Source organism: Flavobacterium macacae, from assembly GCF_003865365.1.
In the GTDB taxonomy this organism is placed as follows: domain Bacteria; phylum Bacteroidota; class Bacteroidia; order Flavobacteriales; family Flavobacteriaceae; genus Flavobacterium; species Flavobacterium macacae.
The window spans coordinates 147,489-173,509 of the sequence record NZ_RQVR01000003.1 but is presented as its reverse complement, the minus strand read 5'-3'; the positions used below and the strand labels follow the sequence as shown (position 1 = coordinate 173,509).

At 35.8% G+C, this 26,021-nt stretch carries 21 protein-coding genes; 11 read left to right on the top strand and 10 right to left on the bottom strand.

Annotation, left to right across the window (positions count from 1 at the left end; translation table 11 throughout):
• Positions 1 to 63 precede the first annotated feature (63 nt).
• Entirely contained in the window at positions 64 to 405 is a 342-nt protein-coding gene (gene arsC / locus EG849_RS04085; RefSeq protein ID WP_125011812.1) for an arsenate reductase (glutaredoxin), read from the top strand.
• A 96-nt stretch (positions 406 to 501) separates the two neighbouring features.
• The gene (locus EG849_RS04080) at positions 502 to 3,000 is read left to right on the top strand and encodes a TonB-dependent receptor domain-containing protein (protein WP_125011811.1); all 2,499 of its coding nucleotides are present in this window, start codon (positions 502 to 504) and stop codon (positions 2,998 to 3,000) included.
• A 98-nt stretch (positions 3,001 to 3,098) separates the two neighbouring features.
• Here EG849_RS04080 and EG849_RS15695 read toward each other — a convergent pair whose 3' ends face one another.
• Complete coding sequence (locus EG849_RS15695; RefSeq protein WP_199732248.1) at positions 3,099 to 3,269, bottom strand: hypothetical protein; 171 nt, start codon at positions 3,267 to 3,269, stop codon at positions 3,099 to 3,101.
• A gap of 167 nt (positions 3,270 to 3,436) precedes the next feature.
• Between EG849_RS15695 and fumC the strand changes: the two genes are divergently transcribed.
• The gene (fumC, locus tag EG849_RS04075; RefSeq protein ID WP_125011810.1) at positions 3,437 to 4,834 is read left to right on the top strand and encodes a class II fumarate hydratase; all 1,398 of its coding nucleotides are present in this window, start codon (positions 3,437 to 3,439) and stop codon (positions 4,832 to 4,834) included.
• A 120-nt stretch (positions 4,835 to 4,954) separates the two neighbouring features.
• Here the strand turns inward: fumC and EG849_RS04070 are convergent, their stop codons facing one another.
• Both EG849_RS04070 and corA read right to left on the bottom strand, forming a co-directional pair.
• Positions 4,955 to 5,653, bottom strand: coding sequence for a DUF1003 domain-containing protein (locus EG849_RS04070; protein ID WP_125011809.1), 699 nt, complete (start codon positions 5,651 to 5,653; stop codon positions 4,955 to 4,957).
• A 42-nt stretch (positions 5,654 to 5,695) separates the two neighbouring features.
• A complete protein-coding gene (gene corA / locus EG849_RS04065; protein WP_125011808.1) occupies positions 5,696 to 6,775 on the bottom strand; it encodes a magnesium/cobalt transporter CorA in 1,080 nt (359 codons plus the stop codon).
• 297 nt (positions 6,776 to 7,072) lie between these two features.
• On the opposite strand from corA, the gene hutI reads away from it, so the two are divergent.
• Complete coding sequence (gene hutI / locus EG849_RS04060; RefSeq protein ID WP_125011807.1) at positions 7,073 to 8,308, top strand: imidazolonepropionase; 1,236 nt, start codon at positions 7,073 to 7,075, stop codon at positions 8,306 to 8,308.
• 78 nt (positions 8,309 to 8,386) lie between these two features.
• On the opposite strand, the gene EG849_RS04055 is transcribed toward hutI, so the two are convergent.
• Positions 8,387 to 9,268 (bottom strand): hypothetical protein, encoded by an 882-nt coding sequence (locus EG849_RS04055; RefSeq protein WP_125011806.1) that lies wholly within the window; start codon positions 9,266 to 9,268, stop codon positions 8,387 to 8,389.
• A 108-nt stretch (positions 9,269 to 9,376) separates the two neighbouring features.
• Between EG849_RS04055 and EG849_RS04050 the strand changes: the two genes are divergently transcribed.
• The 3 genes from EG849_RS04050 to EG849_RS04040 all read left to right on the top strand — a co-directional run bounded on the left by EG849_RS04050 (position 9,377) and on the right by EG849_RS04040 (position 12,782).
• On the top strand, positions 9,377 to 10,414 hold the full coding sequence (locus tag EG849_RS04050) for a formimidoylglutamase (RefSeq protein WP_125011805.1): 1,038 nt from the start codon (positions 9,377 to 9,379) through the stop codon (positions 10,412 to 10,414).
• A gap of 154 nt (positions 10,415 to 10,568) precedes the next feature.
• Positions 10,569 to 11,828: a DEAD/DEAH box helicase gene (locus EG849_RS04045; RefSeq protein ID WP_125011804.1), complete on the top strand. Its 1,260-nt coding sequence runs from the start codon at positions 10,569 to 10,571 to the stop codon at positions 11,826 to 11,828.
• A 117-nt stretch (positions 11,829 to 11,945) separates the two neighbouring features.
• A complete protein-coding gene (locus EG849_RS04040; protein ID WP_125011803.1) occupies positions 11,946 to 12,782 on the top strand; it encodes an endonuclease/exonuclease/phosphatase family protein in 837 nt (278 codons plus the stop codon).
• Between the two features lies 1 nt (position 12,783).
• On the opposite strand, the gene EG849_RS04035 is transcribed toward EG849_RS04040, so the two are convergent.
• The 6 genes from EG849_RS04035 to EG849_RS04010 all read right to left on the bottom strand — a co-directional run bounded on the left by EG849_RS04035 (position 12,784) and on the right by EG849_RS04010 (position 19,521).
• Positions 12,784 to 14,988, bottom strand: coding sequence for a response regulator (locus EG849_RS04035; protein WP_125011802.1), 2,205 nt, complete (start codon positions 14,986 to 14,988; stop codon positions 12,784 to 12,786).
• Between the two features lie 78 nt (positions 14,989 to 15,066).
• Positions 15,067 to 16,761 carry an energy-dependent translational throttle protein EttA gene (gene ettA, locus EG849_RS04030; RefSeq protein ID WP_125011801.1) on the bottom strand — a complete coding sequence of 565 codons (1,695 nt, stop codon included), beginning with the start codon at positions 16,759 to 16,761 and terminating at the stop codon, positions 15,067 to 15,069.
• Positions 16,762 to 16,881: 120 nt separating this feature from the next.
• On the bottom strand, positions 16,882 to 17,064 hold the full coding sequence (locus tag EG849_RS04025) for a CAL67264 family membrane protein (protein ID WP_125011890.1): 183 nt from the start codon (positions 17,062 to 17,064) through the stop codon (positions 16,882 to 16,884).
• Between the two features lie 101 nt (positions 17,065 to 17,165).
• Positions 17,166 to 17,984: an alpha/beta hydrolase gene (locus tag EG849_RS04020; RefSeq protein WP_125011800.1), complete on the bottom strand. Its 819-nt coding sequence runs from the start codon at positions 17,982 to 17,984 to the stop codon at positions 17,166 to 17,168.
• A 22-nt stretch (positions 17,985 to 18,006) separates the two neighbouring features.
• Positions 18,007 to 18,846, bottom strand: coding sequence for a hypothetical protein (locus EG849_RS04015; protein ID WP_125011799.1), 840 nt, complete (start codon positions 18,844 to 18,846; stop codon positions 18,007 to 18,009).
• Positions 18,847 to 18,885: 39 nt separating this feature from the next.
• Positions 18,886 to 19,521, bottom strand: a complete 636-nt coding sequence (locus EG849_RS04010; RefSeq protein ID WP_125011798.1) for an alpha-ketoglutarate-dependent dioxygenase AlkB family protein — start codon at positions 19,519 to 19,521, stop codon at positions 18,886 to 18,888.
• Positions 19,522 to 19,718: 197 nt separating this feature from the next.
• Here EG849_RS04010 and EG849_RS04005 point away from each other — a divergent pair, with 197 nt between their 5' ends.
• From EG849_RS04005 to EG849_RS03990, 4 genes are all read left to right on the top strand, one after another.
• Positions 19,719 to 20,324 (top strand): flavin reductase family protein, encoded by a 606-nt coding sequence (locus tag EG849_RS04005; protein WP_125011797.1) that lies wholly within the window; start codon positions 19,719 to 19,721, stop codon positions 20,322 to 20,324.
• Positions 20,325 to 20,345: 21 nt separating this feature from the next.
• Positions 20,346 to 22,649, top strand: coding sequence for an oxidoreductase (locus EG849_RS04000; protein WP_125011796.1), 2,304 nt, complete (start codon positions 20,346 to 20,348; stop codon positions 22,647 to 22,649).
• 115 nt (positions 22,650 to 22,764) lie between these two features.
• Positions 22,765 to 24,375, top strand: a complete 1,611-nt coding sequence (locus EG849_RS03995) for an AMP-binding protein (protein ID WP_125011795.1) — start codon at positions 22,765 to 22,767, stop codon at positions 24,373 to 24,375.
• A 58-nt stretch (positions 24,376 to 24,433) separates the two neighbouring features.
• Positions 24,434 to 26,017, top strand: a complete 1,584-nt coding sequence (locus EG849_RS03990) for an FMN-binding glutamate synthase family protein (RefSeq protein ID WP_125011794.1) — start codon at positions 24,434 to 24,436, stop codon at positions 26,015 to 26,017.
• Positions 26,018 to 26,021 lie beyond the last annotated feature (4 nt).

Here is a 26,021-nt window from a genome sequence, read left to right as displayed (position 1 = left end):
TACGACATTTTATGCCTTTTTATGAAAAGCATTTCATTTCTTTGCAAATCAATAAGATATAAAATGATAAAAATATTCCACAATCCGCGTTGCGGAAAATCTCGTGAAGGCTTACAGCTACTTGAAAATTCTGGAAAAGATTTTGAAGTGGTCAACTATTTGAAAGACGTTCCGATTGAAGAAGAGTTAAAATCGATTATTAATAAGCTAAAAATAAAGCCTATTGATTTGGTCCGCCAAAAAGAAAAAATTTGGATTGAAAATTTTAAAAGCAAGGTATTGTCTGATGATGAGATTGTTAGGGCAATGGTTCAAAATCCCATTTTAATTGAAAGGCCTATTGTCATCAATGGAGACAAAGCGGCACTAGGTCGTCCACCAGAAAACATTAAAGAAATCCTTTAAGAATTGTCTTTCAAGTTTTAACAAACCTTTGTGAATTGGCGCTTAAACCTAGCCTTACTTTTGTTGTCTAATGACAATGAACCAACTTTCTAATTAATGAAAAATTTAAAATTTGCAATACCCCTATTATTGCTTTTCGCTTCTGTTTTGAGTTATGCCCAAGAGCGGCCTCAATCAAAAAAAGTTATTATCTCTGGAAAAATTACTGAAAAAGCCTCTGGCTTAGCGCTTGGTTACGCCACGGTTTCGCTACACAATAGCGCTTCTCCTGAAGTGCCCGTTGCTGGCGGTTTGGCAGATGAAAACGGGGATTTTAAAATTGAAGTAAACGCTGGAACTTATGATATTAAGTTTGAATTTATTTCTTTTAAACCTTTAGAATTAAAATCTCAAAATATTCAAGACAGTAAAAACTTAGGCAGTATAGGCCTTGATCTTGATGCAGAAATGCTGGATGCTGTTGAAATTCGTGCAGAAAGATCTACTGTTGAAATCAAGTTAGACAAAAAAGTATACAATGTTGGAAACGATATGATCGTTAAAGGCGGGAGCGTGAGCGATGTTCTTGACAATGTACCTTCTGTTTCTGTGGATGTGGAAGGAAATGTAAGCCTTCGTGGCAATGAAAACGTTCGAATTTTAATTGACGGACGACCTTCCGGCGGCGTAAATATTGCCGATGTTTTAAAATTGCTTCCGGCTGACGCTGTTGATAAAGTGGAAGTTATCACCAATCCTTCTGCTAGATATGATGCTGAAGGTGGCGGTGGAATCTTAAATATTATTTTGAAAAAAGGTAAAAACCAGGGAATAAATGGAACTGTAACAGTTACTACTGGCGATCCTGCAAACCACGGTTTTACTGGAACTTTGAATTATAAAACAGAGAATTTTAACCTTTTTACAACGCAAGGATATAGTTATAGAAAAGGGCCTGGAAACTTCTTGAACAATACAGAGTATTTAGACGAAGTAACAGGTGAAACGACTAGTTTTTTAGATGAAACAAGAAATAATGAAAGACTAAATAAAAGCTATAACGGTAATTTTGGTTTTGACTGGTATTTAGATAAATCGATTACTTGGACAAATACTTTTGGATACAGAAGAAGTACAGGTGAAAATCCGGATAACGTTTTTCAATACAGATATGATGCTGACAGAAATTTGCAGTCAGTTACAAATCGTTTTAATACCCAAAACAGAAAAGATATAAATATTGATTTCTCTTCTAATTTTATCAAAAAATTTGAGAAAGAAGGACACCAACTGACAGTTGACTTTTTAGTTTCGAAGAGTACAGATGATGATGACTCAGGAATCAGTAATATCGAAACACCTGTTGGATCGATAGCACCAATTGTAGGAAATCAAAGAACTAATAATATTCAAGATCAAAACCGCACGATGGTACAAGCAGATTATGTTTTACCTTTTGGCAAAGGAAGTCAGTTTGAAGCGGGCTACAGAGGTAATTTCACTGAATTGCTTACTGATTATGCTGTTGAAAACTTGCAAGGCGGACAATGGTTAAATGATCCTTTGTATACAAATACTTTAGAATATAAAGAAAATGTAAACGCACTTTACACTAGTTTTGGTTCTAAGATTAATAAATTTTCTTATTTAGTAGGACTTCGTTGGGAAGACACTAATATTGAAATCAATCAATTTACAACATCTGATTTTAATACAAAAAAGTACAACAATTTCTTTCCAAGTGCCTTTGTAGCTTATGAATTCAGCGAATCAAGTTCTGCTTCATTAAGTTATAGCAAAAGAATTTCAAGACCAAGATCACGCTCGATTAATCCATTTTCAAGTTTATCAAGTAACATTAACTTGTTTACAGGTAATCCCGATTTAGATGCTTCGTTGACAGATTCATTTGATTTAGGGTTTTTGAAAAAATGGAGCCAGTTTACCTTTAATACTTCGATGTATTTTAACAGAACTAACGATGCAGTTCAATATGTTAGAAACACAGAGACATTGCCTTTTAATGGTGTGGACACAGAAGTATTGGTAACAAGACCAGTAAATATTGGTGTTGAAGACCGTTTTGGATTTGAATTTACGCTTTCTTACAATCCATATAAATGGTGGAGATTGAACAGTAATTTCAATTTATTTAGAAATCAAACAAAAGGAAGTTACACTTATTTAGACTTTGAAGGAACTCCTACTTTAATTGACTTTAGCAACACGGCTTATTCTTGGTTTACAAGAATAAATTCAAGAGTTAATTTCCCATTAGGAATTGATTGGCAAACAAACGCAACATACAATGCGCCACAAACCAATGCACAAGGTCGTTCAAAAGGAATTGCAAGTGTAAATATGGCTTTCAGTAAAGATGTTTTAAAAGACAAAGGAACGATTGCCTTAAATGTAAATGACCTCTTTAATTCAAGAAAAAGAATTACTGAAACAAATTTACTATCTCAAAATGCATATTCTGAAATGCAATGGAGAGAAAGACAAATAACATTATCGTTTACATACCGTTTTAACAAAACGAAAAACGAAAGAGAAAAAACAACCAAAAGACTTGGATCAGATTCAGATAATGGCGGTGAAGAATATGGCGGATAAATAAAAAAGGGCAATCGATTTGATTGCCCTTTTTTATATTTTATTTCTCATAAAAAAAGGGAACCATTTGGTTCCCTTACATTTTTAAGAACTACAGATTAAACTGTTTGCTCTTGTTTCTTTTTTGCTCTTCTCTCTTTGATTAACTCAATGATTGAGCCTCCAAGCCAATATTGCACGAAGCCAACCAAGAAAATCATTAACCAAAAGCCTAACGTTAAAACGCTTAAGAAAAGTAAGAAACCTAAATACTGTTGAAATTCAAACATATTTTCCGGAATTTTTTTGAATATCTGTCAAAGATAAGCGGAATAAAGCTTTTTACCAATAAAATAAGGGAAAATAATTTTTAAATCATTTTTTAAACCTAGTTATAATCCTTAATTTTGGGATGATTTTAAAAAATCATCTTTTATAAATAACAAACATACATACAATGGAATACAGAATTGAAAAAGACACGATGGGTGAAGTAAAAGTTCCTTCAGAAAAATACTGGGGAGCTCAAACCGAACGTTCAAGAAACAACTTCAAAATTGGTCCATCGGCATCAATGCCAAAAGAAATCATCGAAGGTTTTGCCTATTTGAAAAAAGCAGCAGCATATGCTAACTGCGATCTAGGTGTTTTGCCAATCGAGAAGAGAGATGCCATTGCAACAGTTTGTGATGAAATCTTAGCCGGAAAGTTAGATGCAGAATTTCCATTGGTGATCTGGCAAACCGGTTCTGGAACACAGAGCAACATGAACGTGAACGAAGTGGTTGCGAACAGGGCTCAGGTTTTAGCGGGTCACAAAATTGGCGAAGGCGAACAATTCATCAAAGCAAATGACGATGTAAACAAATCGCAATCTTCAAACGACACCTACCCAACAGGAATGCACATTGCGGCTTACAAAGCAGTGGTGGAAGTAACAATCCCTGGCGTTGAAAAATTAAGAGATACACTTCAAGCTAAATCAGAAGCGTTTAAAAACGTAGTGAAAATCGGGAGAACGCATTTAATGGATGCTACTCCTTTGACTTTAGGTCAAGAAATTTCTGGATATGTTGCACAATTGAACTACGGATTAAAAGCATTAAAAAATACTTTAGCGCATTTATCAGAAGTAGCTTTAGGAGGAACTGCCGTTGGAACGGGATTGAATACTCCAGAAGGTTATGACGTGAAAGTAGCAGAATATATCGCTAAATTCACAGGACATCCTTTTGTAACGGCTCCTAATAAATTTGAAGCTTTAGCGGCTCACGATGCAATCGTAGAAACACACGGAGCATTGAAACAATTAGCGGTTTCATTGAATAAAATTGCAAATGACGTAAGAATGATGGCTTCTGGACCACGTTCAGGGATTGGAGAAATCTTGATTCCAGAAAATGAGCCAGGTTCTTCAATCATGCCAGGAAAAGTAAATCCTACACAATGTGAAGCGTTGACAATGGTTTGTGCGCAGGTAATGGGTAACGACGTGACAATTACAATTGGCGGTACCCAAGGTCATTATGAATTGAATGTTTTCAAGCCTTTGATGGCTGCAAACTTCTTGCAATCGGCTCGTTTGTTAGGTGATGCTTGTGTTTCTTTTGACGAACATTGCGCTCAAGGAATCGAACCAAACTATACTAGAATCAAAGAACTGGTTGATAATTCATTGATGTTGGTTACAGCTTTAAATACAAAAATTGGATATTACAAAGCGGCAGAAATCGCTCAAACGGCTCACAAAAACGGAACAACTTTGAAAGAAGAATCAGTTCGTTTAGGATACGTTACGCCAGAAGATTTTGATGCTTGGGTAAAACCAGAAGATATGGTGGGAAGCTTGAAATAAGCATAAGTCATAAATTATAAGTTGACTTATAATTATACTATTTTTTGAAGGTCATAAGTTGGTGCTTAAAGCAAAAAACTTATGACCTTCTTTTTTTACTGAAAACTGAAAACTGCCAACTTATTTTTTCTCGTTCATTTTCTCTAAAATATCCTGCATCATATCCATCTGTACCTTTTGAATTTCAACCATTGATTGTTCTTGATGCAATAATAAATGATCTATTTTCTCGTGCAACATTCTGATTTCTAATTCTGATTTCAGGTTAATCATATAATCTTTTTTGGCACGATCGCGATCTCTTTCTTCTGTTCGATTTTGGCTCATCATGATCACGGGAGCTTGTAATGCGGCAACGCAGGACAAAATCAAATTCAGCAAAATAAACGGATACGGATCAAAACCTTTATTGGCCAAAATAAAAACATTTGCTGCGATCCAAAGTAATAAAAAGCTTAAAAACGAAATGATAAAAGTCCAGCTTCCGCCAAAAGTAGCCACTTTATCAGCCACTTTTTGCCCAAAGGTAAAATCCTGAATTTCTTCATCCAATTTGTCGGAAATCGTGGCATTATCGCTCAAGGCACTCAGAACAGTTTGCTCCATTGAAGACAATTCTCCCGTTTCTTTAATAAGCATTTCAGCAATATATTTCTCCCGAAAAGAATGCAGTTCACTCATTGACATGCATTTTTCGCCCTCGAAATCAGGATGTTTTTCTTTAATAAAATCCAAAATAGATTTTCGAACCAGCTTCGCCGAAACACGCTCTGATTCCAAATATTCTTTTCCAGAAATATCGCTAGTAAATTTTTTCATACTCCTTCGTAAACTTTTTAAAGATTAAACCTTTAAACTTTTTTAAAACCAATGCTTCCTTTTAAAATAATAAACCATTCCAATAACCGTCAAAAACATCACACCAAGCACAATAAAATAACCGTTTTCTGATTTCAATTCCGGCATATTTTCAAAATTCATTCCATAAACGCCCACAATAAAAGTCAACGGCATAAAAATCACCGAGAAAATGGTCAGCGTTTTCATAATCTGGTTCATTCGCTGGCTTTGCATCGAAAAAAATATATTTGAAGCACTTTCAAGCGATTTCAAATCATAATCTATTTGATCTAAAATCTCCAAACTCTTCTGATGCAAACGTTCAAAAAACGCATAATTTGACTTGTCAATCAAAGCCAACTCGTCTTCCCTACCCGATTTTAAAATAAACAAAGCATCGCGCAAGGGCACAATCGCACGCTTCAAGAAATTCAAATTTTCACGTTCGCGCTCAATATTTTCCAAAACGATGGAACGATGATTATTTTTGGCCTCAATCAACAGATTTTCCACGCCATTTTCATAATTTTCAATCGTAATAAAAAAGTTTTCCATCACTGCATCAAGCAAAAGATACAGCAAATAATCGCTTTTCTTTTTCCTCACAATCCCGCTGTGCGTCTTGATTCGTTCCCGAATGTGCGTAAAAAATTCACTCTTTTTTTCTTGAAAAGAAACCAGCAAATTGTCTTTCAGCAGAAAACTAATCTGTTCCACTCTTATCACGTCAGCATCTTCCTTCTGCAAAACCGATTTGATGCTGAAAAACAAAACTTCGTCCAATTCGTCCATTTTCGTTCTCCGAGACACATTTAAAACATCGCTGACAATAAAATTATCAATGCCAATCAGCTCTCCCACGTTTTTTATCAAATTCACATCGTGCAAACCGTGAACATTTAGCCACTTCACATCCTCTTTTTGCAACGGATCTTCCAACTCTTTTTTCACACGATCAAGCGAAACATTTTTATATTCCTCATAACCCAAATCATCATACACAAACAACTGTACTTCAACAGGTTCTGTTGTGTAAATTCCGGTATATTCAAAATAATTCGGCTGTACGCGCCTCACTTCCTTATATTTAATTCGTCTCAAAATCACTTTAATTTGTCATAAAGATAGGAGTTTTTAAAATTCCATTTTACATTTACAAAAATATTCTGGTTCCCTTTTGAAGCGAATGGTTAGTGATTTATCGGTTGTCCATTTTACCGCTTTCTGCAGTAGCTTTTTTAACCCTAAACGGATTAAAAAAAGGCTACTCCCGCCAATCGGGGCTACAAAGCAAACAAAAGGCTTACTTTTAAACTTCTGAATAATAACGTTTAAAAAGCGCGAAATAAACCACAATTAAGAGTTCATAAATAAAAAATCTTAACTCATAAATAAAAAATGAGAACACTAATCACCAACATAAAAGAACTAATTCAAGTCAGAGAAACGCCAATTGCCAAGGTTTCAGGAACCGAAATGGCCCTACTTCCAAAAATCGAAAACGCCTATCTTTTAATTGAAGACAATTTAATCGCTGAATTCGGCAAAATGGAAAACCTTCCTGAAATCAGCGTTGATAAAACCATCGATGCGACCGGAAAAGTCGTGCTTCCTACATGGTGTGACAGCCACACGCACATCGTTTACGCAGGAAATCGCGTGCAAGAATTCGTCGATAGAATCAACGGATTGTCTTATGAAGAAATTGCCAATCGTGGTGGCGGAATTTTAAATTCAGCCAAGAAACTCAACGAAACTTCCGAAGAAGAAATTTACAACCAATCAAAATTGCGTCTTGAAGAAGTAATGCAACAAGGAACTGGCGCTGTAGAAATCAAATCAGGTTATGGATTGACAGTCGAAGGCGAATTGAAAATGCTTCGCGTAATCAAAAAATTAAAAGAAAATTATCCGGTTGCCATTAAAGCAACGTTCCTTGGAGCGCATGCTTTTCCAACAGAATTTAAAGAAAATCATTCAGGTTACATTGACGTAATTATTAACGAAATGCTTCCGAAAATAGCCGAAGAAAACTTGGCAGATTACATCGATGCTTTCCTTGAAACCGGTTATTTCTCCATTGAAGAAACCGAAAGAATTATGGAAGCCGGAAAAAAATACGGCTTGACCGCAAAAATCCACGTCAACCAATTCACCGCCATCAACGGAATCGAAGCGTGCGTAAAACACAATGCTCTGTCAGTCGACCATCTAGAAATCGTTACTGATGAAGATATTGAAATTCTAAAAAATTCTCAAACGATTCCCGTGGCTCTGCCGTCTTGTTCTTATTTCATAAGCATTCCTTACACGCCGGCACGAAAAATGCTGAATGCAGGTTTGCCATTGGCATTGGCTTCTGATTTTAATCCTGGGACAACGCCTTCCGGTAACATGAATTTCGTTATCGCAACCGCTTGCATCAAGATGAAAATGACGCCAGAAGAAGTAATTAACGCTGCGACGATTAATGGAGCATACGCGATGGGGATTTCTGAAACGCACGGTTCAATCACTAAAGGAAAGCGTGCTAATTTAATTATCACAAAACCCATAACTTCTTATTACCAATTACCTTACGCCTTCGGAACTAATTTAATTGATGAAGTAATTATTGAAGGAAAAGTGATTTAAATCTATTACAATAGAGCTAAAAAAAAAGGAGCCAATGGCTCCTTTTTTATGCAGTTTAAGTTTTTGGTATTTTGTTTGTTATTTCAGCGTGAAGCTAGTTTTTGAAACCAAAGTTCCTTTGTCAAAAATGTTCACAAAGTACATTCCTTTTTCAAAATCAACTCCGTTGTTATCCAGAGACTCACAAACATCAACCGATTTATTTTCATAAGCCACAGTTGTTGTGAAGCTGTACGTCAACGTTTGGTCGCCAAAGTTCTCTACTTTTTTCTCACCTAAAACATTGTTTTTGCTATCGATAATTTGAACGTAATACAATTTATCACCAGATTGCGCTACTTCATTTTGAGCGATTGAGAAACAAACTTTCAATTTGTCAGCTCTTCTTGCTTTTTCCGTAACCACTTCTCTACCAGAACTTTTTTCTTTGATTCCTTGTGTTCTCAAGTTCATGACTACAAGCCTTTGTGCTTTTTCAACTGTTTTAGCCAAGTTCTCATTTTGGATCACCAAAGTGTCATTGAACCTGATTTTTTCGCCTAAAGCCATATTCAAGCTGTCCACTTTTGAAACCAAAGTCATGTTCTGGTCTTTCAGCAAGCCGTTTTCTTTGACTAAAGCATTAAATTTGGCATTCAAAGCATTGTATTGCGACTGAATTCTTTTCAAAGAAGCAACATCGCCTTTTGATTTTTCAAGATCAGCCATCAATTTGACAACTTTTTCTCTTTCTGCTATCAATTCGTCAGAAACTGAAGTGTTTTCTGCAATGGCAGCATCTAATTTTTGCTTTAACTGGATAAGTTCAGTCATAGCTGAATCTTTATCTTTTACTAAAGCGGTTTCAGTAGTTTTTGCATCACTGCTGATTTTGTACATGTAAGCTAAACTCCCCGCGAGCAAGATTGCTAAAACGACGATAATCGCCTTTAGGCTTGAATTACTTTTTTGATTTTCCATAGTGGTTAGTGGTAAGGTTTAAAACAAATTAAATATAAATTTAGGGGATTTATCATTGTGTTAACGTAAGTTTATATAATTATATTATTTTTGATGCAAATAAATTTTATGGAAAAACTCATTCCGTTCACAGTCCACGACTTAGCAAAAGTTACCAATTTCAGAAGCGGGGAAGTCAAGTTTGGCGAAAAAATGCAAACGATTCCAAAAGATGCTGACATAGCCCTTTTCTTAAAGGAATCGGATGCCAAATTCGTGCTCTTCGGCGTTCCTGAAGATATTGGCGTGCGTGCCAACCATGGACGGCCGGGCGCGGCATCTGCTTGGGAAAGTGCCATTAAAAGTATTGCCAACATTCAGCACAATCGATTCAACAAAGGAAGCCAGATTTTAATTTTAGGGCATCTTGACGTTTCGGAAGAAATGAAAGCGGTAGAAAATCTTGATTTTAATCAAATCGAAGAACGAAAAGAACTTTCAAAATGGGTTGAAAAAATAGATAAAGAAGTTTCTCATATTATTTTCACGATTGTCAAGTCCGGAAAAATTCCGATTATCATTGGCGGAGGCCACAATAATGCCTACGGAAATATTAAAGGAACCGCTCTTGCCAAAGGAAAAGCGATCAATGCCATCAATTTTGACGCACATTCTGATTTTAGAATTTTAGAAGGAAGGCACAGCGGTAATGGTTTTTCATATGCTTTTGAAGAAGGTTTCCTTAAAAAATATTTTGTTTTTGGACTGCACGAAAGCTATACTTCAAAGAGTGTACTGCATGAAATTAAAAAGATAGAAGATCGAGTAAGAATCAATACGTACGACGAAATAAACATCAGGAAACAGAAAGGTTTTAGGCAAGAAATGGAAAAAGCCTACGCCTTTATTAAGAATGATTGTTATGGCGTTGAAATCGACTTAGATTCCATCCCCAATATTCCTTCGAGCGCGATGACTTTAAGTGGTTTTTCTGTAGAAGAATTGCGCCAGTTCATCCACTTTTTCAGTCAAAACGAAAATGCTGCCTATTTGCACATTTGTGAAGGAGCACCCGATTTAGGGGATGAAAAAAACAGCCATCTGGTCGGAAAATTAATCGGTTATCTGGTTACCGATTTTATAAAAGCCAAAAACGAATTAGAATAATGCATATACTTCAATAGCGTTTTCGATAAGTATCATTTAAACCCAAAATTTAAAAGTAAGAAATCTGCCAATCTCTAGCACAACTTCTCTTTAAATAATAAAAACTATCTTTGCACAGTCTTTGCGAAAATTGCAGGGAATTAATTTACATTTTATGTTATTCGAAGATTTATCACTTTCCAAAAGTATTCAGAAAGCCGTTTTTGAAATCGGTTATTTGGAAGCCACACCTATTCAAGAAAAATCTATTCCGATAGTTTTAGCCGGAACCGATCTTGTGGGTTGCGCCCAAACGGGTACAGGAAAAACAGGCGCATTCGCAATTCCGATTGTTCATCATATCCACCGCATTGTCGGTTCATCAAAAAAAGCCAAAGTCATCAGAACACTTGTTGTAACTCCAACGCGTGAGTTGGCGGTTCAAATCGGGCAAAGTTTTGAGACGTATGCAAAATATACAAACCTAAACCAGCTAACTATCTTTGGTGGCGTTTCTCAAGTGCCCCAAGTTGATATTTTGCAAAAAGGTGTTGATATTTTGATTGCAACTCCAGGACGTTTATTGGATTTGCACAAGCAAGGTTTTATTGATTTAGACCACTTGCATACGTTGGTCTTAGACGAAGCCGATCAAATGCTTGATATGGGTTTCATCAATGACGTTAAGAAAATTGTAAAGCTTACGCCAAAAAACAGGCAGACGCTTTTGTTTTCTGCTACGATGCCGATGGCAATTCGTGAATTGGCAGAAACTTTCTTGAACAAACCAGAATATGTATCGGTTTCACCTGTTTCTTCAACTGCAGAAACTGTCGAGCAACGATTGTATTACGTAAATAAAGAAGACAAAAGACAGCTTTTATACCATTTGATCAAAAACGAGAATATTTCTGATGTCTTGGTTTTTTCTCGTACAAAACACGGAGCTGATAACGTAGTCAAAGCATTGCGAAAGCAAGGTATCGCTGCCGAAGCCATTCACGGAGACAAATCTCAAAATGCAAGACAACGTGTCTTAGATGCTTTCAAAAGCAAAGAAGTTGGCGTTTTAGTAGCTACTGATATCGCCGCCCGTGGAATTGATATTGACAAATTGCCGTTTATCATCAATTTTGACCTGCCGAACATACCAGAAACGTATGTGCATCGAATTGGAAGAACGGGACGTGCCGGAAACGGCGGTGTTGCCATTTCTTTCTGTTCAAAAGACGAAGAAGGATATTGGAAAGACATTCAGCGTTTGATCAAAGTAAACGTGAAAACGGTTAACGATCATCCATTTCCTTGGAAAGAAGGAAATCCGGACGCCAAGCCTGATTTAAGAAATAAGAATAAAGTGAAGGAAAATAAAGCCAAAGAGAACAATTCAAGAAAATCTGACGCTTCAAAAAAGAATAAGAAACGCTGGTATTAAAATAATTTAGCATTATTGCCACAAGCCACGAATTATACCAATTCTCACAAATCAATTCGTGAAAATTAGTGTAATTAGTGGTTTCTTTTTACATGGAATCTACAAAACCGAAATACAATGAAAAAACTATTTTTTACCTTTTTAATTATGTCCCAAATTACTGCCTTTGCTCAAGATTTAAAAATAATGAGCTACAATCTTCGCCTTGATACCGCAAGCGACAAAGAAAATCAGTGGTCCAACAGAAAAGAATATCTAACGGATCAAGTAAAATTCTACAATCCAGATTTTATGGGAGTTCAAGAAGCTCTGCCCAACCAAATGGAATATCTTGATACTGCTTTGGCTTCGCATAAATTCATCGGAAAAGGCCGTGATGACGGCCAGTCAAAAGGAGAACACAGCGCTATTTTTTACAATTCAGATAAGTTCAAATTGTTAGAAGAAAATACGTTTTGGTTGTCTGAAACGCCTTCTACACCCTCAAAAGCTTGGGATGCGGCGTATCCGAGAGTCTGTACGTATGGTTTGTTTCAAAATAAAGCCACTAAGAAAAAGATGCTGATTTTCAACACCCATTTTGACCACGTCGGTGATATTGCCAGAGCAGAAAGTTCAAAAATGATTTTGGCCAAAATTAGAGAAATCAACAAAGACAATCTTCCTGTGATTTTGACCGGAGATTTCAACTTAGAGCATGAAACGCTTCCTTTAAAATTGATTAAAGAAGAGTTAGACGATGCTCAAAAAGTATGCAAGGGAATTGTTTTTGGACCCAAAGGAACATTCAACAATTTTGAATTCAACAAACCCGTAACCATGCGAATTGACTACATTTTCATCAACAGAAATAAAATGGAAGTGACCAAATTTGCTACTTTAAGTGACTCAAAAGATTGCAGGTATCCATCAGATCACTTGCCCGTTTATGCAGAAATAAATTTCAAAAAATAAATTATTTAGATTTGGCTATTTGAGCGCTGATCACTTGAAACAAGAGGACAGGCTCAAATGGCTTGATTAAAACATCATTCATTCCTGATAATTTTGCTTCGTCAGAGATTTCATCTTTGTCAAAAGCGGTCAATGCCACAATTGGAACGGTTATTCCTTTTTCTCGAATCATTCGGGTTGTTTCAAAACCATTGATTAGAGGCATATTGATATCCATCAAAATCAAATCAAAAGTTTCTGTTTTCAAGATTTCTAAAGCGGTATATCCATCATCGACAACGGCACATTTAAAATTATGTTTTTCAATAATTTTTCGAGTAACCAACTGATTTATTTTATTGTCTTCTACCACTAGAATATTATAATTGGACGCGCTTGTGGTATCAACGTCAATGTTTTCAATATATTTTTTAGTTGTTTCTTCGTTGTATTCAAAGGGAATTGTGAAAGTAATTGTAGTTCCAAAATTCTCCCGGCTTTCCAAATGAATTTCGCTCCCCAGCAATTCTAGTAATTTTTTCACGATAGAAAGTCCCAAACCTGTACCTTGGTAATCGCCACCTTCTTTTCGATCAATTTGAACAAACTTTTCAAAAATTTTATTTTGATTTTCTGTGGCAATTCCAACGCCGTTATCCGAAATTTCAAATGTGATAAAATTTACATTTCTGTCTTTTCTTTCTAATTTTGCAATCAATTTTATTTCACCGTTTTGGGTAAATTTCAAGGCATTGCTGGTCAAGTTGACTAAAATTTGAGATAGCCGAAGTCGGTCGCCAATTAAATACTCCGGAATATTAGGATCAATTTCAACCGTAATTTTATTCTGATTTTTTATGGCGATAAATTGAAGCGCTTGATTCACTTTTTCAATTTCATCTGAAACATTTAATGGCGTTTCATCAAGCACAATTTTTCGATCTTCAATTTTGTGAATTTGTAATAAATCATTGACTAAAGACAAAAGATATTTGGCTGAAAATTTAAGCGAATTAATATGAGGACTATTTTCTAACTCGCGATGTTCGTCTAAAATCAAATCAGTGATTCCAATAACTCCATAAAGTGGCGTTCGCAATTCGTGCGTTACTGTTGAAATAAACTGGCTTTTTAATATGGAAGATTCCTCGGCTTTGTCTTTTGCAATCTTAAGTTCCGCGTTACTTTCCACTAATTGCTGATTGACTTTTTTTCGGAATAAATTATTTTTATAAAAAGTATAAAGAAGTAATAATAATACGATTACAACCGCCAGAAATAAAACTACTATGATTTTTGAATATCTTAAAGTCTTTTCCTGTGCATATCTTTCCAGCTCAATTTCATTAATTTCTCTTCTGGAGTCCTCAAGTTCAATTTGAATTCCGGCAATTTGAGCGCTTTTTACCTTTTCTTGATTGTGAATTACTTCTTTAAGCTTTTCATTTTTTTCTTTAATTATGTACGCCTCTTTAAAATTTTTTATTTGGTACAAATGTTTTGCATATTCTTCATAAACATCTGACAAGGCCATATCTTGATTGTATTTTAGACCAATCTGAATGGCTTTATTAAAGTGAAAATCAGCTAATTTTTCATCTTTTTGAGAACTATAATACATTCCAAAAAGATTATTCATAATCACTTGAGATTCTATATCCTCATGATTTACCAGATTTTTTTCAATATATTTCAAGTGAGGCAATCCTGATTTGAATTCATTTTTGTTGAAATAAGCCCACGTCAAATTTAATTCCGTAAATATAATTTCAGAAGTATCTTGAATTTTTTTACCAAAAGCTAAAGACTTTTGATAGTGATAAATTCCTTTGTCAAAATCTTTTAAATCAAAATTATAAATGTTTCCAATATTGTTGTGGATCCAATCTTTTATAGTGTCATTGGAAGTTTTGTTCGCATAAGCCAATGCCTTTTCATAATAAGAAAGTGCTTTTTCGACATCTAAAAGTTCTTCGTGACAGCCCGCAATGGTATTATACGACATGGCAACATAGTCGTATTGCTTATTTTTATATGCTAAATTGAGTGCCTTTTGAGAAATCTGAAGTGATTCCTGAAACTTGAGTTCATTCAATAAAGCATCCGCCTCGCAGATGTAATCATATATTTCCTTTCTTATTTCTTTTTTTGTCCGCTCTTGAGAGAACCCGAAATGGCCGAAAAAGAATAAGATAGCAATAAATGAAATTAGTCTAATTTGGGGCATAGAATAATTAAATTTTATTCAAATATACATCATAAATTAAAAAAAAATCTCGGACTGAGCCGAGATTTTTTGTACGAATTAATTTCTTATTAATTTTTTGTACTTGATACGCTTTGGAGTCAAGTCACCGCCAAGGCGTTTTTTCTTGTTCTCTTCATATTCAGAGAAACTTCCTTCAAAGAAATAAACTTCTGAATTTCCTTCAAAAGCCAAGATATGCGTACAAATTCTGTCCAAAAACCATCTGTCGTGAGAAATTACAACAGCACATCCCGCAAAGTTTTCAAGACCTTCTTCTAAAGCCCGAAGCGTGTTGATGTCCAAATCATTCGTTGGCTCATCTAAAAGCAATACGTTTCCTTCTTCTTTTAAAGTCATTGCCAAGTGCAAACGGTTTCTTTCTCCACCCGAAAGCGTGGCCACCTTTTTGTTTTGGTCGCTTCCGCCGAAGTTGAAACGTGACAAATAAGCCCTAGAATTCACTTGTTTTCCTCCCATCATTATCAATTCTTGCCCATCACAGAAGTTTTCCCAAATTGATTTATTCGGATCAATATTCGAGTGCGCTTGGTCTACATAAGCGATTTTTACCGTTTCTCCGATAGAAAATTCTCCTTTATCTGGAGTTTCTTCGCCCATAATCATTCTGAAAATAGTGGTTTTACCAGCACCATTGGGTCCAATAATCCCCACAATTCCGGCTTGAGGCAACGTGAAATTTAAATCTTCATAAAGCAATTTATCACCATAACCTTTGGCAACACCTTTTGCTTCAATCACATTTGTTCCTAAACGCGGTCCGTTCGGGATATAGATTTCCAGATTTTCATCCAGTTGTTTTTGATCTTCATTTAAAAGCTTGTCATAGTTTTGAAGACGCGCTTTTTGTTTCGTCTGGCGTCCTTTTGCACCTTGGCGAACCCAGTCCAACTCACGTTCTAACGTTTTTCTTCTCTTTGAAGCTACTTTTTCTTCCAAAGCCATTCTGCTTGATTTTTGGTCTAGCCAAGAAGAATAATTTCCTTTCCAAGGAATACCTTCTCCTCTGTCTAATTCAAGAATCCAACCTGCCACATTATCAAGGAAATAACGGTCGTGCGTTACCGCAATTACGGTTCCTGCATATTGCGCCAAATGTTGCTCTAACCAAAGTACAGATTCTGCATCCAAGTGATTCGTTGGCTCATCTAAAAGCAAAACGTCAGGCTGTTGCAGTAAAAGACGGCACAAAGCCACACGGCGACGCTCTCCACCTGAAAGGTTTTTAATTGGCGTATCTGGTTCTGGCGTGCGCAAAGCATCCATTGCAATTTCAAGTTTGGTGTCAATTTCCCAAGCGCCCAAAGCATCAATTTTATCTTGCAAAGTGGCTTGGCGATCCATCAACTTATCCATCTTATCCGGATCTGAATAGTTTTCTTCCAGACCGAACAAGTCATTAATTTGGTTGTATTCCTCTAAAACGGCCATAGTTTCAGCAACTCCTTCACGCACGATTTCAATAACTGTTTTAGTATCGTCTAATTGAGGCTCTTGCTCTAAATACCCAACAGTATATCCTGGCGCAAAAACCACATCACCTTGGTAGTTTTTGTCCACACCGGCGATGATTTTTAATAAGGAAGACTTTCCAGAGCCGTTAAGACCCAAAATACCAATTTTTGCTCCGTAGAAAAAGCTCAGGTAAATATTTTTTAATACTTGTTTATCACTGCTTGAGTAGGTTTTACTCAATTTCTGCATTGAAAAAATTACTTTCTTATCGTCAGACATATTTTAGACTTTTAGATTATTTTTTAAATTTCTTGGACTATTAGACTTTTAGATAGTTTGATTTTTGGATTTTAGACATCCTAAAAACTTATAACTCCTAATTCATAACTTATAAATATTTCAAACTCTCCCTTTTAAAGAACTGAAAACCCATGCAATAGCAAAGAATCCGATTCCTACAGCGCCAAATCCCCAACCGGCAACATCATTATATCGGAAAGCGCCCAAACCAATCAGCAACATTCCCATCAAGATCATTATAAAAGTAGCCCATCCTAAAATGGTATTTTTATTCATTCCCATAGTTTTTAATTTTCCTTTTTTAGCAAATGCAAATATCAACATTTAAATTGTGTTTTGAAAGGAAGATTCTATATTAAAACTCTTTGGCTTTCTTCTGCAAATTATGCTTTAAAAGGAAATAATTTTTTAAACGCTTCGCTGATGCTTTGGTGTAAAATTGTAGCGTGGTTTTCATTTTCTAAAGGCATATAATCGATTTTTAATTTGGATTTTTTTGCTTTTTTCAATACTTCAGCAAATTCTTCAGCATCTTTTACCATCGTTTTATGTTCCTGCAATCCAACCGAAATGTAAACATAAGGATTCATCTCTTTTTGTTTATCCAAAAGATTTTTAGCTTCTTTCAAAAGACTTTCGTTGTCCCACCAAAGACTCGGACTCACAATTAAATAGTGCGTAAATAAAGATGGTTTTTTTAATAAAATTTCTGAAGCCAGAAGTCCGCCTAAAGATTGCCCGATGATGTATTTTGTTTCGGTCGTTTTGTAGGTTTTATTTACAAAAGGTTGCAATTCTTTTTCTATGAATTCCATGAATTTACCCGAATATCCCGTGGTCGGATAGTCTTTTTTCAAGTCGTCTAAATCGGTATGAAACGTAAAATCGCGCTTTCTATCTATATTCGCAATTCCTACAACCAAAAAATCAGGCATATTGAATTGCATTTTATAAAATTGGACCAAGCCCACAATGTGCAGAAAATCTTCATTGGCAGAACCGTCTAAAAGATAAATCACCGGATAGCTTTTTGATTTGTCAAAACCTTCGGGAAGATAAATGTTTAAAGTTCGGTCTTCATTGAGAATAGTTGATTTTAAAATTCTTGTTTCGCCAATGATAAAAGGTTTTGCGTCTTGACTTGTTTGTGCTTTTACTGTAATAAAACTGTAAAATAAAAAAATAGTAATTATAAATTTCATATAGTTATAAACTCGAATTCAGTTATTTTCCATTAATTATATTTTCCTGATGTTTATCAAAAGGTTCATTGACAATCCATCTGATGTGCTTATATTTATTACGAAGTGCTACTGTAATACAACTTAAATCTTGACCACGATAATTTGTCATATCAACAAATATTTCTTTTGCTTTTGGTAAAGAATCCATAATTTGAGACATTTCAAAACATTCTCTTGGTGAACGCAACAATTTTACATAGAGAGGATTTTTACTCTTTACTTTTAAAACTCTGTAAAAAAGACTTCTTGATGTCATTTCAACTGCATCTACCAAAGTAGAATTTTCATCATAAATTTCTTCAAAAAGTATAAATAAATCAAATATTTCTTGGTCACCACCACCCAACCAATACCTACATTCATTGGTTTTTAAATCTTTTGAAGTCAAAGAAACAAACATTGTGGTGCCGTCTGGTCCGATTTCAGATTCTTCATCAGTACAATTTCCAAACTTATGAAGAAAGGCATCTACTTTTTCGAATTGCAAATCGCTTAATTTTCTTACTTCAGAAATACCTTTTGGAAGAAAATTTTGAATTCTTTTGTATCTACTAGAATCTATAATCGTAAATGAATTAACACTCAACGAATCGGCAACAAAAACATCAGCCGATTTATTCAATTTAATCTCACGTTTTTCATAATCAATTTCTATGTGTAAGCTTTGATCAAATGATGGATAAATTGAAATACTTGCACTTTTAAAATTTAAAATTTCAAGAGCTATATTTTGTTGTTTTTCTTTTTTTGGCTTATCATCTAGCTTACTTTGACAAGAGACAATCAATACTAGAATAATTATTTGATAGAAGTATTTCATAAAAAGTATTTAGTCTTACAATTTAGTAATAAAATGTTCTTATTTAATCGGAATCCAAATTTCTTCCTCGATTTCAATCGTTCGAAAAGTCAAATTTACCCTCGGATTTTGAACTGTCTTGGTCGGTGGCAAACGATGCAGCCAGTGTGTTTGCGTTTCGTCTTTCATCACCAATAAACTTCCCGGTTCCAATATAATAGTCACGACTTCTTTTGTTTCTTTATGCTTGAAAGCAAATTTCCTAGTTGCTCCAAAACTTAACGAAGCAATCGCACCGTTTTTCTTCAAATCTTTTTCTCCGTCGCTGTGCCACGCCATTCCTTCTTCTCCCGAATGGTACAAGTTTAAAAGACACGAATTATAGGTTTCTCCTGTAATTTCTTCCACTTTTTTTTTCAATTCTAGCAATTCTGGAGTCCAAAAAAGCGCCTTTTTAGTTCGGTTAGAATAGGTATATTTAAATTCACGGTCACCATACCAAGCTACTTTTCGCTTGGTGATAATTAGTTTGCCAAAAATAATAGCCTCGTCATTTTTCCATTCTATTTCTGAAAAAAGCGTATGGTAATAGTGATTTGCTTCTTCGTGAGAAAAAATGGTTCCATAATAATGCACCATTCCTTCTTTGGGAAGTAAATTTCGGCTTGGCCCCATTTCGTTACTGAACAAATCCATTTTTTAATATTTAGTTGCTGACCAAAATTAAACATTTCTATTCTAAAATAGAGATTTACGGAAATTGCTTTTAATGCATAGCCAAAGATTATATTTCTACTATTTTTAAACTATCCTTAAAAATTACCTCTTAAAATTATTATGTATTGAAATAATTCTGAAAATTTGCTTTAATTTGCACAAACACAAAATTAAAAATGGAATTCAATCCTGACGAATTAGACCAAAGAGCCATTTATAAATTGCTTACCGGAGCGATAATTCCACGGCCGATTGGCTGGATTTCTACAATTAGCGAAAAAGGTTTGCTGAACCTGGCTCCTTTTTCCTTTTTTAACGTAGTTGGCGACGATCCGCCACACGTGATGTTTTCTACTTCCCAAGCCAACAATCATAAGAAAGATACCCTTACTAATGTTTTGAATACAAAGCAATTTGTGGTCAATATGGTTACTGAAGAATTTGTAGAACAAATGAATATCACCGGACAAAATGTACCGCACGATGTAAATGAATTTGAGCTGGCAAACCTTACTCCGGTAGCTTCTGTAAAAATAAAACCGCCAAGAGTTCAAGAAAGTCCCATCTCATTTGAATGTGAATTGGTACATCATTACACACTTGAAAATCACAAATTTGGTGGCAACACAATTGTAATTGGAAGAATTGTAATGTTTCATTTTAAGGAGGAAGTATTGCTTGAAAACTACAAAATAAATTTAGAGAATTACAAACCAGTTTCAAGATTGGCCGGTGCCAGTTATTCCAAAATTGGAGAAATTTTCGACATTAAAAGAACTTAAAAATTTTCTATACAAAATATAATGAAAATAGCAGTAATTGGTGGAGGTCCCGGCGGTTTATACTTTTCAATATTGGCAAAAAAAGCAATGCCAGAAAGCCAAATTGATGTGTATGAACGTAATAAGGCCGACGACGCTTTTGGTTTTGGAGTAGTTTTTTCGGATGAAACTTTAAGCGAATTTTTATCCAGAGATCCAAAATCTTATGAATTAATCCGAAGCCGTTTCGCTTATTGGGACGATTTAGATGTAGCTCGTGATGGCGAAAAAGTACGAATCACAGGCAACGGATTTTGTGGCTGTTCCCGAAAAACACTGCTTCAATTATTGCAACAGCGTTGTAAAGAAGAAGGTGTAAACCTGCATTTTGAGTACAATATTGAGGATGTTTCGAGTTTAAATGCCGATGTAATTGTGGCCGGAGATGGTATTAACAGCGGACTGCGCGAACAATTTAAAGACGATTTTGGAACAAAAATTGAATACACAAAAAACAAATTCGTTTGGATGGGTTCCACAAAACCCTTAGACGCCTTTACGTATTTTTTCAGGAATACGCCACACGGAATTTTTGTTGCCCACACCTATCAATACCAAGAAGGAATGAGCACCTGGATTTTTGAAACCACAGAAAAAACGTGGAAAAATTCAGGTTTTACAACCGAAAATGAAGAAGATACAATTCAAAAGCTTTCAGAAATATTTAAGGAAGAATTAGACGGCCACGGATTAATTTCAAATCGTTCCCATTGGCGAAAATTCCCGATAATTACCAATGAAAACTGGCACAAAGACAACGTTGTACTTTTGGGTGATGCCAAAGCAACTGCCCATTATTCCATTGGTTCTGGAACAAAATTAGCGATGGAATGCGCTATTGCGCTGGCCGATTCTATTGCTGAAAATCAAAATGATATTCCAAAAGCATTTCAAGAATACGACAACAAACGCAGGCAAAGAGTCGAAATGATTCAGCACGCAGCAAAGGTTTCTTTAGAATGGTTTGAAGATATGGAGCGCCACAAACAGCACGATTTTCTGCCGTTTGCTTTTGGCGTAATGACACGTTCTAAAAAAGTAACTTTTGAAAATTTAGCCATAAGAGATACTTCTTTTACAAATGCGGTTTTGACGGAATTTAATAACGCTATAAATAATAAAAACACAAAATTGCCTCCTGCTTTTTCTTCATATGATTTAAGAAAAATGCATCTTGAAAACAGAATTGTGATGGCCCCGATGGAACAATATTCCGCTGAAAACGGACTGATTTCTGATTGGCATTTAGTGCATTACGGAAGCCGTGCCATCGGTGGCATTGGTTTGATTATTACCGAATCTGTTGCCGTTTCTGATATTGGAAAAGTTACTTTAGGTTGCGCCATGATAAAGTCTAAAGACCAAATAGATAGATGGAAAAATGTTGTGGATTTTGTACATAAAAATAGTACAGCTAAAATTGCAATTCAATTAGGGCATTCTGGCCGTCGCGGTGGTGTAAAATTGCCTTGGGAAGGTTATAATCTTCCGCTAGAAAATGCCTGGAATTTACTTTCTGCTTCTGCAATTCCTTACAAAGATAAAATGTCGGTTCCAAAAGAAATGGATTCTGAAGATATGAAATTGGTGATTTCAGAATTTATCCAAGCCACCAAAAATGCCGAAGAAGCTGGTTTTGACATGATCGAAATTCAAGCCAATCACGGGTTTTTATTAGCCTCTTTTCTATCGCCATTGACAAATAGCAGAACCGATGAATTTGGTGGAAGCATTGAAAATCGATTGAAATTTCCTTTGGAAGTTTTCAAAGCGGTCAGAGAAAACTTCCATCAAGACAAACCGATTTCTATCCGAATTTCTGCTTTTGATTGGGCTGAAAATGGAATCTCTGAAGAAGATGTGTTGCAAATTGCCAAAGCATTTAAAGAAGCTGGAGCTGACATCATCAATGTTTCCACAGGCTACACGGTAGCCAAACAAAAACCAGCTTATGGAAGAATGTACCAGACCCCGTTTTCTGATGCCATAAAAAATACAGTCCAAATTCCGACAATTACTACAGGAACGATTCAAGATATTGACCAAATCAACACGATTATTTTAAACAAAAGAGCCGATTTAGTGGCTTTAGGAAGACCTTTACTATTAGACCCCAATTTTGTCAGAAACGCTCAAGCCTACGAGCAATTTGAGGCAGATGATATTCCGAAACAATATGAAGCAGGAATTTCACATTTATATCCGTATAAATTAAGCGAAAGAAAAGCCATTGAAACCATGAAAAAAGAATTGAAACCAGAAAGCCATAAAAAAATTACGAATTAAGAATTACGAATTATGGCTGAATAGCAGTTATTATAACTTTAAATTCCTCCTTCTTGGGAATGATAATTTTAACAACCTTGGCGCTTTAGCAACTTAAACCTTAGAAATTTTAAAAATGAATTACGTCGATAATTTCGCCCACAAAAATCTTCCTTCGCAGAAATACCAACCGGATTATATTTATGATGGAGAAAATTTTCAGTTTCCGGAAGATTTAAATTGCGTAGAAAAATTATTAGACCATCATATTAAGGAAGGTCGTGGCGATTCCGTCGCCATTCGAACTTTTGAGAAAACGTGGACTTTTCAAGATTTATTTGAAAAATCGAACCAAATTGCGCACGTTTTGGTTGATGATTTGGGATTGGTTTCTGGCAATCGCGTTTTGATTCGTTCGGCGAACAATCCGATGTTTGTGGCAATTTGGTTTGCGATTTTAAAAGCTGGAGGAATTGTTGTTGCCACGATGCCTTTGCTTCGCGAAAAAGAACTCGAAGTAATGATTGAGAGCGCGGAAATCTCACACGCATTTTGCGATTATCGATTGGAAGAAGCTTTAGTAGCGGTAAAATCTAAATTTTTAAAACAGACAATTACTTTTGACGGAACTGAAACGGCAACTTCAAAATTAGAAGTGCTGATGCACAATAAATCCAAAGATTTTCAAAATTTCCCTTCAAAAGCAGACGCTGTTTCATTAATCGGTTTTACTTCTGGAACGACAGGAAACCCAAAAATGACGGCACATTATCACAAAGATATTTTGCTTATCTGCGAAGCTTTTCCAAAATATGCTTTGCAACCAAAACCTGAAGATATTTTTACAGGAAGTCCGCCGTTAGGATTCACTTTTGGCCTTGGCGGTTTGGTTTTATTTCCGTTTTATTACGGAGCTTCCACTTTTTTAATTGAAAAACCTTCCCCTGAATTATTGCTTGAAGCCATTGATAGATATAAGGTTTCCATACTTTTTACGGCGCCGACGGCCTATCGAATTTTAACAACAAAAGCGAAAGATTTTGACATTTCATCGCTCCGAAAATGTGTTTCTGCCGGGGAGACCTTGCCGGAAAAAGTTTGGGAAGATTGGCACGAAGCCACCGGCTTGAAAATTATTGACGGAATTGGCGCCACCGAGATGTTGCACATCTTTATTTCTTCTAATGAAGAGAATATGAAAAAAGGCGCCACCGGCTTGCCCGTATTTGGTTACGAAGCAAAAATAATAGACAAGAAGGGAAACGAATTGGGAATAAATGAAGCCGGAAGATTGGCAGTAAGAGGAATTACGGGCTGCAAATACTTAAATCGCACCGAAAAGCAAAAAGAATATGTGCATAACGGCTGGAATCTTACCGGAGATATTTTCAAAAAAGACGAAGACGGATATTTTTGGTTTGTAGCCCGAGGCGATGACATGATCATTTCGTCCGGATATAATATTGCGGCAATTGAAGTCGAAAGCGTCCTTTTAAAACACAATGACATTGCTGAATGCGCTGTTGTAGGGCTTCCTGATGAAAATCGCGGGATGTTGGTCTGCGCTTACATCGTTTTAAATGACAAATCAAAAGCTTGCGAGGAGTACGCCAAATCACTTCAAAATTGGTTCAAAGAAAATGCGGCTCCTTATAAATATCCAAGAGAAATTCGTTTTTTAGAGCAGCTTCCAAAAACAGAAACCGGAAAAATTCAAAGGTTCAAATTGAAAAGAATTAATGCCTAAAATTGATTAAAAATCACTAATATTAACCCTCAATTATTAATACCCAAATAAAATCTCAATGAGAAAAGTTTTTGTTGTTTTTAGCATCACGTCATTAGCCATAATCACGCTTCTGACATTCATTAATTGGAAATCCATCTTTCTTCTGTTAATCTTTCTGCCTTTAATCATAATGGGTTTTTATGATATGTTTCAATCTAAAAAAACCATCAGAAGAAACTTTCCGCTTTTAGGAAGAATGCGTTATTTATTAGAGTCAATTGGGCCAGAAATCAGACAATATTTCGTTGAAACAGATCTTGACGGAACACCTTTTAATCGTTTGGAAAGAAGTTTGGTTTACCAAAGAAGTAAAAAAGAAACCGATTCGCATCCTTTTGGAACACAGCTAGACGTTTATAATATTGGATATCAGTGGATAAACCACAGCATAAAAGCCATTCCGTTTGATCAAATTGATATGAATCCAAGAGTAAAAATTGGATCTTCGCAATGCGAGAAGCCTTATTTTTCAAGTTTGTATAATATCAGTGCGATGAGCTATGGTTCATTAAGTAAAAATGCAATTATTGCTTTAAATGCAGGTGCAAAACAAGGTGGTTTTTACCATAATACCGGCGAAGGCGGGCTTTCTCCTTACCACCTTGACGGCGGCGGCGACATCGTTTGGAACATCGGAACCGGTTATTTCAGCTGTCGCGATGAAGACGGAAACTTTTCGTATGAACATTTTGAAAAAAGAGCCCATTTTGAAAATGTAAAAATGATTGAGATTAAGTTTTCTCAAGGTGCAAAACCTGGCCACGGAGGAATTCTTCCAAAGGAAAAAGTAACGGATGAAATTGCTGCGATTCGTTTGGTCGGAAGAGGAAAAGATATCATTTCGCCTCCTACCCACTCTGCTTTCACAACGCCTTTAGAATTAATGGACTTCATTAAATTATTACGAAAAGGTTCGGGCGGAAAACCAATCGGAATGAAGATCTGTATTGGAAATAAATCTGAATTTTTATCGATTTGCAAAGCGATGGTCCAAACACAGACCTATTTCGATTTTATTACCGTTGACGGTGGTGAAGGCGGAACCGGAGCCGCGCCAATTGAGTATTCTGACCATGTGGGAATGCCACTTCGCGATGCTTTGGCGTTTGTTTATGATTCACTAAAAGGTTTCGGAATTAAAGAAGAAATAAAAATTATATGCAGCGGCAAGATTATTTCTGGTTTTGATATTATAAAAACGCTTGCGACTGGAGCAGATTTATGTAATTCTGCTCGCGGTATGATGTTCGCTTTGGGATGCATACAAGCTTTGGAATGCCATTCAAATACCTGCCCGACTGGGGTTGCGACACAAGACCCCAAATTAGTAAAAGGCTTGGTTCCTCAAGAAAAAAGTGTTCGTGTAGCAAGGTTTCAACAAGAGACCGTAAAAAACGCAATGGATTTGATGGCTTCGGCAGGAATTCGCCATCCTGATGAAGTGGACAGAAGTGTGGTGAGCATGCGCGTGGACCGAACAAAAATCCAAACGTTTGCTGAAACCTACCCAGAATTGGAAACAGGCTGCCTATTAGATGAAAACGCGATTCCGGAAACGTTTAAATATTATATGAAAAAAGCGAGTGTTGAAAGTTTTTAATCGG

Bases quoted from the DNA above. Each gene is read 5' to 3' on its own strand.
- arsC (WP_125011812.1), top strand. From the start codon at position 64: ATGATAAAAATATTCCACAATCCGCGTTGCGGAAAATCTCGTGAAGGC.
- EG849_RS04080 (WP_125011811.1), top strand. From the start codon at position 502: ATGAAAAATTTAAAATTTGCAATACCCCTATTATTGCTTTTCGCTTCT.
- EG849_RS15695 (WP_199732248.1), bottom strand. From the start codon at position 3,269: ATGTTTGAATTTCAACAGTATTTAGGTTTCTTACTTTTCTTAAGCGTT.
- fumC (WP_125011810.1), top strand. From the start codon at position 3,437: ATGGAATACAGAATTGAAAAAGACACGATGGGTGAAGTAAAAGTTCCT.
- EG849_RS04070 (WP_125011809.1), bottom strand. From the start codon at position 5,653: ATGAAAAAATTTACTAGCGATATTTCTGGAAAAGAATATTTGGAATCA.
- hutI (WP_125011807.1), top strand. From the start codon at position 7,073: ATGAGAACACTAATCACCAACATAAAAGAACTAATTCAAGTCAGAGAA.
- EG849_RS04055 (WP_125011806.1), bottom strand. From the start codon at position 9,268: ATGGAAAATCAAAAAAGTAATTCAAGCCTAAAGGCGATTATCGTCGTT.
- EG849_RS04050 (WP_125011805.1), top strand. From the start codon at position 9,377: ATGGAAAAACTCATTCCGTTCACAGTCCACGACTTAGCAAAAGTTACC.
- EG849_RS04045 (WP_125011804.1), top strand. From the start codon at position 10,569: ATGTTATTCGAAGATTTATCACTTTCCAAAAGTATTCAGAAAGCCGTT.
- EG849_RS04040 (WP_125011803.1), top strand. From the start codon at position 11,946: ATGAAAAAACTATTTTTTACCTTTTTAATTATGTCCCAAATTACTGCC.
- EG849_RS04035 (WP_125011802.1), bottom strand. From the start codon at position 14,988: ATGCCCCAAATTAGACTAATTTCATTTATTGCTATCTTATTCTTTTTC.
- ettA (WP_125011801.1), bottom strand. From the start codon at position 16,761: ATGTCTGACGATAAGAAAGTAATTTTTTCAATGCAGAAATTGAGTAAA.
- EG849_RS04025 (WP_125011890.1), bottom strand. From the start codon at position 17,064: ATGGGAATGAATAAAAATACCATTTTAGGATGGGCTACTTTTATAATG.
- EG849_RS04020 (WP_125011800.1), bottom strand. From the start codon at position 17,984: ATGAAATTTATAATTACTATTTTTTTATTTTACAGTTTTATTACAGTA.
- EG849_RS04015 (WP_125011799.1), bottom strand. From the start codon at position 18,846: ATGAAATACTTCTATCAAATAATTATTCTAGTATTGATTGTCTCTTGT.
- EG849_RS04010 (WP_125011798.1), bottom strand. From the start codon at position 19,521: ATGGATTTGTTCAGTAACGAAATGGGGCCAAGCCGAAATTTACTTCCC.
- EG849_RS04005 (WP_125011797.1), top strand. From the start codon at position 19,719: ATGGAATTCAATCCTGACGAATTAGACCAAAGAGCCATTTATAAATTG.
- EG849_RS04000 (WP_125011796.1), top strand. From the start codon at position 20,346: ATGAAAATAGCAGTAATTGGTGGAGGTCCCGGCGGTTTATACTTTTCA.
- EG849_RS03995 (WP_125011795.1), top strand. From the start codon at position 22,765: ATGAATTACGTCGATAATTTCGCCCACAAAAATCTTCCTTCGCAGAAA.
- EG849_RS03990 (WP_125011794.1), top strand. From the start codon at position 24,434: ATGAGAAAAGTTTTTGTTGTTTTTAGCATCACGTCATTAGCCATAATC.